4 protein-coding genes are annotated in these 1,944 nt (G+C 60.4%); all 4 read right to left on the bottom strand.

Features of this window, described 5'->3' with window-relative positions; all coding sequences use genetic code 11:
• On the bottom strand, window positions 1–98 hold a 98-nt coding region (locus tag QCE79_RS32625), incomplete at its 3' end, for a phage tail protein (RefSeq protein WP_404989456.1).
• A gap of 1 nt (window position 99) precedes the next feature.
• On the bottom strand, window positions 100–1,014 hold the full coding sequence (locus QCE79_RS32620; protein WP_309851499.1) for a baseplate J/gp47 family protein: 915 nt from the start codon (window positions 1,012–1,014) through the stop codon (window positions 100–102).
• Window positions 1,011–1,367, bottom strand: a complete 357-nt coding sequence (locus QCE79_RS32615; RefSeq protein WP_309851496.1) for a GPW/gp25 family protein — start codon at window positions 1,365–1,367, stop codon at window positions 1,011–1,013. Before QCE79_RS32615 ends, QCE79_RS32620 begins: the two co-directional genes overlap by 4 nt.
• The coding region (locus QCE79_RS32610) for a phage baseplate assembly protein V (protein ID WP_309851492.1) at window positions 1,364–1,944 on the bottom strand (581 nt) is incomplete at its 5' end. The genes QCE79_RS32615 and QCE79_RS32610, both read right to left, overlap by 4 nt.

Genomic DNA, 1,944 nt, shown 5'->3' with positions numbered 1-1,944 from the left:
GGATCGATGAGCGTGGCAAGCGGCGTCGGAATGTCGTCAATAGATGCGCTCGTATCGGCAAACCGGCGTTCGAGCCGAGTCGCATTGGGCGGAAGCAATTTATTCAAGGCTGTACACCCCGTCGTCGATCAGTTCGATGCTGGTGCAATAAGGCGCTTGCGTCTTGGACGCTTTGATACTTTGGAGCGGCTGCTCAAGCACGACCTTCTGAACGCCCGGTGCGCGTGCAGCCGCATAGATTCCATCGAGCGTGACTTCCATCCCAAGCCGGTGCATCTGCTCGGCGTAGCCTTTCATGGCTTTGTTGGCCTCTTCAAGCGCGACCGCGCGATCGGGGCCGGAGAAGAAAGTCAACCTCGCGCGCACCTCATATTTGATGACTTCAGCTGACTTGACCGTGACCTTATCGGTGAGCGGTCGCACGTCGCTTGCACTCAACGCGGAGACGACGGCATCAATCAAGCTCGCTTCGGCCGCGCCATCATCCAAGCGAGACAGGATCGTGACGAGCACCTCACACGGCGCAGGACTGATGGCGGTCGCGTCGAGCACATGAGCGTGCGCGTTGCGCGCAAGCGAGATATAAGCCCCTTCGGGACCTGCCACGGAGAAACGCTGTGGCGCGAGCTGCACCCGCGCACGCAGATCGGCATTGCCCTCCATCTTGGCCTTGGTCCCCTTCTCGGGGTTCGCCGGCGTGATCGTCTGCCGTTTAATGCCGACGAGCGCGGCCAGATGATCCAGGTCTGCATCGATCGCATAGGCGAGCATGATTCGGCGCGCGGCATCGTTCACGCGCTGGCGCAGCGTCATTTCGCGATAGGCCAGCAGCTGCAACAAGCGCACAATCGGCTCGGATTCGAGCTTGAGTGTCTCCGATATCTCCGCCTGTTCCTCCTTGGTATGCAGCGAGACGAATTTCGCTTTCAAAGTCGACAACAAGGTGTCGAAATCGATCGTCTCGATGATGTCTGGCGACGGGAGCTTAGAAAGATCGATAGGTGTTGCGCTCATGCTACTTTTCCACTCAAGACGTCAACGCGCGCACGCACGGGCGTGCCGCTCACACCGGTCCAGCCCTCGATTTCAAGGTAAAGCAGCCCTTGCGCCGCCTCATCGGCGACAAGCAGCACACGGGTCAACGTGAGACGCGGCTCCCAGCGCATCAGCGCAGTCGCAACGGCCGCGTACAGGCGAGTTCGCATCGCGCCGTTGGCCGGTGCGTCGATCAGATCGGTCAATTCGGAGCCGAAGTCGCGACGCTTGATGCACGAGGCAAGCGGCGTCGAAACGATCTTGCCGATCGACTGGTAGAGATGATCGAGGCCGGAGATCCAACGGCCGTTGAGTGCGTTCATGCCTCTCATACGGCTTTTCTCCGGCGATTGAACCGTCGGCGTAATGCCGACTTGCAGACCCTTGCACCAGCGGCCGCATTCATACCTCTGAAACTCGCGCCTTTGATCGGCTTACTCGTGGGTGCAGTGGAGCCTTGAGCACGGTGCAAGTGGCCCTCCACACTGACTCCGGCCGCCGTCACATCCTTCGAGAAGTGAGCGCCGCCGTCAATGCGCATCGCGTGGTCATCGCTCCCGCCCTCACCCTGTCCGCTCATACCGGACTGAAACGCGAATGCGCCTGCGACCGTCATCGACTTGCTGACGACGACATCGCCGTCGAGCGTAATGAGCTTTGATTTCAGGGTGCAGTCGTCGCTTTCGATCGAAGCCTTCTGCGTTTTGACAACAACTGCGTCTGGTGCGACGAGATCGATGGTCGCGCCCTCGGGAAGCTTCGCGGACAGCGTGTGAGCCGCATGGTCGTATTGAATCAGTGCGCCATCCGGATAAGCGGTCGCATGAACGTCAGCGCTGCGAGTGGGCGGCTTCACGCGCCCGCTAAGGATGCCTCCCCATACAACGCCTTGTGCGGGGTCGCCCATCG

This window comes from Caballeronia sp. LZ003 (assembly GCF_031451465.1).
GTDB lineage: Bacteria > Pseudomonadota > Gammaproteobacteria > Burkholderiales > Burkholderiaceae > Caballeronia.
This window is presented reverse-complemented; position numbering and strand designations above follow the sequence as displayed.

Excerpts from the sequence above, each read along its gene's own strand:
- QCE79_RS32615 (WP_309851496.1), bottom strand. The coding sequence starts at position 1,367 with ATGAGAGGCATGAACGCACTCAACGGCCGTTGGATCTCCGGCCTCGAT.
- QCE79_RS32620 (WP_309851499.1), bottom strand. The coding sequence starts at position 1,014 with ATGAGCGCAACACCTATCGATCTTTCTAAGCTCCCGTCGCCAGACATC.